The sequence below is a fragment of the Streptosporangium sp. NPDC006007 genome, from assembly GCF_040614315.1.
In the GTDB taxonomy this organism is placed as follows: Bacteria; Actinomycetota; Actinomycetes; order Streptosporangiales; family Streptosporangiaceae; genus Streptosporangium.
Genome location: NZ_JBEXUG010000042.1, coordinates 36,490 through 44,237, shown reverse-complemented (window position 1 = coordinate 44,237; position 7,748 = coordinate 36,490). Strand labels below are relative to the sequence as shown.

The window sequence follows — 7,748 nt, the reverse complement described above, 5'->3', positions numbered from 1 at the left end:
TCCTTGCCGAGACCGACGATCATCGGATGGTGGTCGGCCTGGGCCACCTGCGAGCGCAGGATGTCGCCGAGGGAGACCAGATCCTTGTCGGTGTTGGGGATCTCGACGCCGATCGCCGACTTGCCGGGGATCGGGCTCAGGATCCGGACGTCGGCGGACTTGACCGCGTAGGCGATGTTCCTGGTGAGCGCGGTGACCTTCTCGACCTTGACGGCCGGGCCGAGGGTGATCTCATAGCGGGTGATGGTCGGCCCGCGGGTGAAGCCGGTCACGGCCGCGTTGACGCCGAACTCCTCCAGCACCTGGGTGAGGGCGGTGACGACGGCCTGGTTGGTTTCGGTGGCCGGGCGCGGCACGGAGCCGGGACGCAGCAGCGACAGGCTCGGCGACCCCACCGGCCTGGCGGAGCGGGCGCCGCCGGTGATGGTGGGGGAGGCGGCCTCGACGTCGAGGGCAGGGGCGGCGTTGGCGGCATGGTGCACGTCCGGAGCCGGAGCCGGCGCGCTGTTCAGCAGCGGGCTGTCGTAGGGGGCGCGTTCCTGCACCAGGCCGGGGTCGACCGGCTGCGTGACCGGTCCGGGGGGGGCGGGGGCCGGCTGCGTGACCGGTGTTGCCTGGCCGCGGGTGTCGTCGGCCGGAGCCGTGGAAGAGGCGGGGACGGCCGGCGGCGCGGGAGCGGATGAGGTGCGGCGGGTCAGGCGGGTGCGCAGCAGGCCCAGCCGGTGCGGCATCTGCCGGGGCGAGGTACGGGCCGCGGCCAGCACGCCACCCGCCACCAGTGCGATCAGCGCCAGGGCGATGACCGGGGCAGGCAACGACGCCATCGGGGTGACCACGATGAGCAGGACGGTAAAACGAAGCTGCGCGCACCTTGAAGGACAGTGCTCAAAGATGCTCACACACGTGAACAGTGACGCGAGCCGAGCACCTTGCCGCACCTTCTACAGGCCAGATACCAGGTCATCCACCGCCCGCTCGATCAGTACACGAGCATCCCGCCCATAAACCGCCATGTCAGCAAGCCGGGCGAACGCGCCCAAATAAGTGGCGACCTCGCTGGCCTGGGTGATCGTGAGCTCCGCCGCGAGAGTCTCCACCGCGACACGCTGATCATCGAAGACGTGGAAACCGTGGATCGGCGCGACCGGGTAACTCGCCTCGAAGGGGATGATCCCCAGGCGGATCGTGCGCATCGTCGAGGCGACCGCCAACCTCTCCAGCTGCGCGGCCATACTGTCGGCTGGGCACAGGCGGAACCGGAGCGCCGACTCGGCGAGCACGAAGTGGAGGCGAGGTCGGCGCCGGTCAGGCGTGCGTCACGGCGCAGTTCACGCAGGCGCAGGCCGAGGGCCTCACGGGCCTTCTGATAGCTGGACACGGGTCTTGTACTCGCTCCAGGGGGTGGCGTAGTGGCGGGCCACGTCCCGGTAGTAGCAATGCCGGACGACTACGGCCGGGTCGGTGACGACGTCGGCGCCGAGCAGCACGTCGTCTTCGCCGAACCGCAGCAGGAGCAGCGTAGTGGAGTCGATCAGCCAGAAGTCATGGCCGGGCAGGTCGAGTCCAGCTGCGTGGTTGCGGGGCAGGTAGCGGATGTCCTCGCCCGCCGCGGTGTTGTGCGCCGCGAGGGCGAGCCCGAACCGGGTGTAGTCGCTGTGCGGTTCGGACACCACCCGTACCCGCTCCATCCGCTGGCCGGAGGCGATTCGGGGAGCGAGTTCCTCGATCCAGTCCGTCATGTAGGAGTCGTCGAGTTCCCCGGTGTCGAGGAACCGGCGGACGATTTCCGTTTCGGACGGCTCGTTGTAGCGGTCGCGGACCTCCAGCCGGAACGCGGTGTGCTCGAAGCCGAGGACCAGGGCGACGAGCCCGGAGGGGGCGGCGAAGTGGGCCACTGGTCACTTGTGTTTCTGGGCGAAGCTCAGCAGGTTCGCGGGGATCTCCACGTAGAACTCGTCGTCTTGGAGGTCGACCAGGTCGGCGATCGCGTCGGGGTCGGTGACGAGTTTGCCCTGGACGACGTAGGTGCCGCGGTCGGTGGCGTACAGGGCGGGGCAGCCGGTCTTTCCGCTGGAGGCGCCGAGCAGGGTGAGTCTCATGGCGGGCCTTCCTGTGGGTGTCTTCGGCCTTGATGCTCTGCCGTGCCGGAGAGTGCGTCAAGGTGCTCAGTGGAGGTGTCTGGAAAGCGCGGGAAACGGCGCGCCTTGGATGGGGAGGAGTGGGAGAATTTTGGGAGAGGTGATCTTGATTGAGGTTCACCGACACTCATCGAGATTCACTGAGATTCGCTCTCACACATACCCTGACCAGGGTGATCAGTGATCGCCCTGGTCAGAATCTTGCGCCGACCGCTTTCACACCGAAGAGGTCACTGGTTCGATCCCAGTATCGCCCACACATGGTAGACGCAGGTAAAGGCCCGGTGGACTACACGGTCCGCCGGGTTTTTTCGTGCCCGCGGAGCCCACGCGGCGTCGGCATGGCGCGAAGTGGATGTACTTAGGAGGGTCACGCCGCGGACGCTGGGCCGTTCCCAGACGCCGGGCTGCTGTCCCGGCGCGCGTGAGGGGTGGCGGCGGACCCGCCGCATGTACGGGCCCGGCTGTTCGGGGGGCGGGCGGCGATACCCGGTGGAGGAAGCAGCGGGAGTTCGCCCGGTCTCTGCTGCCCAAGGAGGCTGCCGGCACCCGGCGACGACCTCGGTGACTGCCGGCACGGCTGCAATGGTGACTGCCTGTCGCACGGCGGGCCGCACGAGTGCGGGTACGCCTGCCACCCGGGGCGGCTCGACTCCCCGCCATGCCGTGTGCGGGGCTTCGGCGGTGCGGCCGGCTAGGCGCTCCCGCGGGATGAGATGACGACACGCTTGCTGAAGCGTTAAGTGCTCGATCGGCTACTCATGGTTATGTTCGTGACATGCACCCGACTAATGGACGCCCTCTGCTCACCGCCGCCCTGGCCGCTCTCATCACCGCCACAGCCGTGGTCCTGGTTTCGCCCGGCAACGCCTGGGCGGGGAAGAACGGCGCGTTATGGATCAACGGCCGACGCCACCACAACCCCAGCGGCTGCTACACCGTCATGGGGCCGCTTTCGGCGACCAACCACACCAACACGGCGGCTGTCATCTACAAAGGCGACAGGTGCAACCACCGGATACTCGGTGCTCTTGGACCTGACCAGCGCAACGAGTGGAAGCTCGTCGGCAGCGTTTACATCGACTAGCGAGGCACGGCGGATACGACGACCACTGACCGGCGCCCTCGCCCGTGACGGGCGGGGGCGCCACGTTCGGGTCAGGCCGTACAGTCCGAGCTCCGGCCGCTCGACGGCGTCGCCGTCGGCGAGCGCACCGAGGGCGTTGCGGGCCGAGCCGAGCCGGCAGGGTGATACCGCTGTGCTCACCCGTCCCGGTGATCATGCGCAGCCGGACTGCGGGGCGCCCCCAGTGCGGAGGGCGGGGCGGTCGGCGGGCCGGCGTGCTGGCGCCATCGGCGCGAACAGGGCGTCGCCCCGCCCGGCGAGCTTCTCGGCGCCGGCCGCGTCCAGGATGACGCGGGAGTCGGCGAGGCTGGGGGAGTTACCTTTGCCGGTGTCTACAGAGGGTGAGCGCCGCGGTCTTCTTGGGCCTGGCCGGCCCGGTCAGGTCTGAGGAGGAATGTCTCCTCGGCCAGGCCGCGCCGGACCGCGTGCATGGTCTGGGCGGGGCTCATGCCGGTCGAGTCGAGCGCATGGTGATCGAAGGCTCCAAGTTCGCCGAACTGCTCGAACATGTGGAGCACCGGATCGGGGTCGGTCAGCGCGCCCTCATCGCGTCCGACCGCCCGCGCCAGGGTGGTCTCCCGATCGGGGCGGAGCACGACGTAGTGCAGTGCGATCCTCCTGGTGGCGGCCTCGTCGCCGAACAGGCCGACGAACCAGGGACCCACGACGCCGTCGACGACCACCTGATAGCCGCCCGCGGCGTATCCGAACGCGCAGGCGACCAGGACGCGCATGACGACCTCGTTCTGCCGTTTGGACTCCGGTAGATACGGGGCCACACGGCCCTGCCGGATGAACGCCCAGAAGTCATCGGTGTGCAGGTGGACGCTCGGCGTCAGTTCATCGCCGAGGAGCCTGGCAACGGTCGACTTGCCGGCTCCCGGAGGACCGGTCAGCACGATCACCGAGGCTTCGTGACTTGCCATGCGATCATCATGACATCTCGCGCACGGGGGTCACCTCGCGCGCGGGGCGGCCACCGTGCGCGGTGCCGGCTCCATGCCGGCGTCACAGGCGCGGGAAGCGAGGGAAGTTCACCCCGTATGCGACCGCCACCACGATCACGATGACGACGGTGCGGACGTGCCGCCCTCGGCTCTCCGGGATCGTTATGGAAACCTCGCAAGCCCGAATGCCGGCCGTACGCCCTCCTGAGTTCTCAAAACGGACGGAACAAGGTGTCGCCGAGTCCGGAGGGAAATCGCCTGCAGCGCCACTGCCGGCTACGCCGAACCGTTGCCGAGGGGTTCAGCGGTTGTTTCTGTGGTGAGCGGGGTGGAACACCGAGTGCGGGTAGGTCTGCCATCCGGGGGTGCGCGAGCAGGACAAGGGGAAAGGCCGGTTTATCCGCCGTCGCGGGAACGGTTCACGGGCTGGTCGTGGTCCCTTGTCCACGCGGGTCAACGTGGCTGTGGGGTGGGTCTTCGGTCCCCGCTGCGGTCCCCGGGCCGGTCCCCGGGCGGTGGTCGCCCGCGCCCCAGAGCCGTGCGAGGAACACCCCGAGCACGTCGGTGACGGACCGGTCGAGATCGCTTGGATGGTCGAGCGCCCACGCATCGAGGGCGCCGAAGACCCCGGCGGTCGCCACAGCGACCAGTTCGGCGCTCGGGTCGGGGGCGATCAGGCCGATCTTCACGCCGTTGGCGACGAGCCCCTGGATCCAGGAGTCGCCGCCGAGACGCGGCCGATCGGCGAGGACCGCCCGGTCATCCGGATGTCCGCGCAGGTGCGCGACCAGTCGTGCTGTGCCCGCCGCCAGTTGGTCCCACAGTTCCTCCTCGGTTGCCACGTCGGTCCAGGGGCCGAGCGCGGCGAGTGTACGGGCGGCCGCGTCGTCGACGACGGCGCCGAGGAGGTCGTCCTTGCCGTCGAAATAGTGGTAGGCGGAAGTCTTCGAGATGCGGGCTTCGGCGATGATCCGGTTGAACGACGCGGCGTCCTTGCCGTCACGGGCGAAGTGGGCACGGGCCACCGCGAGGATGGCGGCCCGCGTGCCGGCGGGCAGTCGGTTGAAGCGGGGAAGTGGCATCGGTTTCCCTAGAGGCCGTGGGGGAGCGGGGCGACCTGCCGCCGGCCGCCGAGCATGCGGTTGACGCGGACCGTCATGATCCAGTGTGCCGCCCACGCGGGGAGGGCGACCGCTCCGCCGATGTATCCGGCCGTCCCAGGGAAGAGCGACAGGATCTGGAGTGTGCACCAGCTGTAGCCGAGGGCGGCCCACCAGCGGATGAGCCCGCCTGTCACATGCCCGTCGGCGGTCAGTGAGGCGGTGACGGTCCGCACGATGAAGAAGTCTTCGGTGAAGTTGCAGGGGATGGCGAACATCCACCAGACCGAGGCGGGGGACGCGGTCCTGGCGGCGGGCCGCACCGCCGTCATCGTGCGCTGGAGGGCGCGGCAGTACAGGGCGACGAGCCCGAGGAAGACGGCGACGGCGATGAGTGCGCCGGGCATTCCCTGTGCGCCGATCTCGCCTAGGATTCCGCGGCCCCACTGCGGCGCCCACAGGGGATGGCTGAGGAGGATCGAGACAACGACGGTGCCCGCGGCTTTGATGAGGGTGACGCTCACGCCAGAAGTGTACTAGTGGTACACACCTTAGGTACACATTTTCCTTGGCTCCGTCGCGGCCGGCATATGGGGTCCGGCCGCCGTCGCTCGCATGCCCCGGCGACCGGTGTCGCCTCTCCATGGTGGCCTCCGGCGGGCACGGCGGTGCCTGGGCCGGCGGCGCGCAGGTTGAAGACCGGCCCAAGGCGGAGCGGAAAGGGCATGGCGGCTTTACCGCCAATGACCCTTTCCGCTCTGTTCGCCGACGTCTATTCGTCTTGGGGTTAGTGGCAGTACTTGGCGCGAGCGTGCTTGAATCCTAGATCGAATCCGCGCTGATATTCCCCGAAGCCGGCGCCGCCTCCGCCACCACCGCCGCCTCCACCGCCCCCGCCGTCCGATTTGCAGGATCGTACGCCGGCGGTGTATCCGTCGCTGTACCCCCTCGCGCAGTTCTTGTCCTTCTGGCATGGCTTGGTCTGGGACGTGGCCGGCGTCTTCGCGGAGGCCGAGCCGGTTGAGGCCGCGTCAGCCGTGTTCATCGCGCCGCCGCCGACCATTGCGATGGTGGCGGCGCCGACTACGATCGCCCGGCGAATTCCGATGGACATGGTAACCATCTCCTTTGCTGATCAGGCGGTCTGGTCTGGCGGGACCGCAAACTCCTCAGCGGAGAGGTGATGCCCGATATGAGCCATCGAAAGAGCTTGAGTTAGGTTAATTGTCGTAAATGGGGTTGTTGGGAAACAATTGTTCGGTAGAGATGTGCGGCTCATTGTTGAGCGAGGCCGATGCCGGCGGGCATACTGCGCGCGGGGGCGCTTACTCCGATATTGCCCGTGCCCAGGGTTGGGGCGAGGCGATGCCGGAAACCATCGTCACGCCGGCCGTCCCGGTCCGCCCGCTCCGGGGGCCGAGGGGCGCGCGGCCGTACCGCCCCGCCGCGCCGGGTGCGCGTGAGGAGCGGTCACCGAGCCGTCGTCACACGCCCGGGAGGTCGGCCACGTCAGAGCGTCGCCACCACACGGCCCGGGAACCGGTCAGATCAGAGTGGAGAACCACATGCCCTACGTCATCGTCGGCAGGGAGAACTCCGGGAACGTCGAGCTCTACTACGAGGATCACGGTCAGGGAAGACCGGTTGTGCTGATCCACGGCTTCCCCCTGAGCGGCCACTCCTGGGAGAGGCAACTCCTGGTGCTGCTCGGCGCCGGATACCGTGTCGTCACCTACGACCGCCGTGGATTCGGGGACTCCAGCCGGCCCACGTCCGGCTACGACTACGACACCTTCGCCGCCGACCTCAAGGTTTTGATGGAAGAGCTCGACCTGCGCGACGCCGCGCTGGTCGGCTTCTCGATGGGAACCGGTGAGGTGACCCGCTACCTGGCGGCCTACGGATCCGGCCGGGTGAGCAGGGCGGCCCTGCTCGCCCCGGTACCGCCGTTCCTGCTCAAGACCGGCGACAACCCCGAGGGGGTCGACGGGAGCGTGTTCGAGGGCATCAAGCGCGCGATCGTCGAGGACCGGCCGGCCTATCTGAAGGCGTTCCTCGACGACTTCTACAACGTCGACAAGCTCCGCGGCACCCGCGTCAGCGACGAGGCGTGGCAGCTGAGCTGGAACGTCGCCGCCGGCGCGTCGGCCAAGGGCACGCTGGACTGCGTCACCGCGTGGCTGACCGACTTCCGCGACGACCTGCCCAGGGTCGATGTTCCCATCCTGGTAGTGCAGGGGGAGGAGGACCGCATCCTGCCCATCGGCGCCACCGGCAGGCGCCTGCCGGCGCTGGTCAAGGACATCCGTTACGTGGAGATCCCGGGCGGCCCGCACAACATCGCCTGGACCCATCCCGGTGAGGTCAACCGGGCCCTGCTCGACTTTCTCGGCGAGGACGACCGTTGACCCCGGCGCCGGTACGGCCTCCCGCCGGA

The 7,748-nt window shown here is 68.7% G+C and carries 9 protein-coding genes and 1 pseudogene; 3 read left to right on the top strand and 7 right to left on the bottom strand.

Annotated features, from left to right (window positions below; translation table 11 throughout):
* The 4 genes and pseudogenes from ABZ194_RS25380 to ABZ194_RS25365 all read right to left on the bottom strand — a co-directional run.
* Nucleotides 1-824: DNA translocase FtsK (locus ABZ194_RS25380; RefSeq protein ID WP_355599510.1), on the bottom strand; the 824-nt coding region annotated here is incomplete at its 3' end.
* A 117-nt stretch (nucleotides 825-941) separates the two neighbouring features.
* Nucleotides 942-1,295: pseudogene (locus tag ABZ194_RS25375) on the bottom strand (Scr1 family TA system antitoxin-like transcriptional regulator); the annotation flags it as partial.
* A gap of 57 nt (nucleotides 1,296-1,352) precedes the next feature.
* On the bottom strand, nucleotides 1,353-1,895 hold the full coding sequence (locus ABZ194_RS25370; RefSeq protein WP_355599509.1) for a DUF6879 family protein: 543 nt from the start codon (nucleotides 1,893-1,895) through the stop codon (nucleotides 1,353-1,355).
* A 3-nt stretch (nucleotides 1,896-1,898) separates the two neighbouring features.
* Entirely contained in the window at nucleotides 1,899-2,099 is a 201-nt protein-coding gene (locus tag ABZ194_RS25365) for a hypothetical protein (RefSeq protein WP_355599508.1), read from the bottom strand.
* Between the two features lie 817 nt (nucleotides 2,100-2,916).
* On the opposite strand from ABZ194_RS25365, the gene ABZ194_RS25360 reads away from it, so the two are divergent.
* Nucleotides 2,917-3,225 (top strand): hypothetical protein, encoded by a 309-nt coding sequence (locus ABZ194_RS25360; RefSeq protein ID WP_355599507.1) that lies wholly within the window; start codon nucleotides 2,917-2,919, stop codon nucleotides 3,223-3,225.
* Between the two features lie 371 nt (nucleotides 3,226-3,596).
* Here ABZ194_RS25360 and ABZ194_RS25355 read toward each other — a convergent pair whose 3' ends face one another.
* The 3 genes from ABZ194_RS25355 to ABZ194_RS25345 form a co-directional block, all read right to left on the bottom strand.
* Complete coding sequence (locus ABZ194_RS25355) at nucleotides 3,597-4,190, bottom strand: AAA family ATPase (protein ID WP_355599506.1); 594 nt, start codon at nucleotides 4,188-4,190, stop codon at nucleotides 3,597-3,599.
* A gap of 440 nt (nucleotides 4,191-4,630) precedes the next feature.
* On the bottom strand, nucleotides 4,631-5,293 hold the full coding sequence (locus tag ABZ194_RS25350; RefSeq protein ID WP_355599505.1) for a TetR/AcrR family transcriptional regulator: 663 nt from the start codon (nucleotides 5,291-5,293) through the stop codon (nucleotides 4,631-4,633).
* 8 nt (nucleotides 5,294-5,301) lie between these two features.
* A complete protein-coding gene (locus ABZ194_RS25345; RefSeq protein WP_355599504.1) occupies nucleotides 5,302-5,835 on the bottom strand; it encodes a hypothetical protein in 534 nt (177 codons plus the stop codon).
* 402 nt (nucleotides 5,836-6,237) lie between these two features.
* Here ABZ194_RS25345 and ABZ194_RS25340 point away from each other — a divergent pair, with 402 nt between their 5' ends.
* Nucleotides 6,238-6,495, top strand: coding sequence for a hypothetical protein (locus ABZ194_RS25340; protein ID WP_355599503.1), 258 nt, complete (start codon nucleotides 6,238-6,240; stop codon nucleotides 6,493-6,495).
* A 381-nt stretch (nucleotides 6,496-6,876) separates the two neighbouring features.
* Nucleotides 6,877-7,719, top strand: a complete 843-nt coding sequence (locus tag ABZ194_RS25335) for an alpha/beta hydrolase (protein WP_355599502.1) — start codon at nucleotides 6,877-6,879, stop codon at nucleotides 7,717-7,719.
* Nucleotides 7,720-7,748 lie beyond the last annotated feature (29 nt).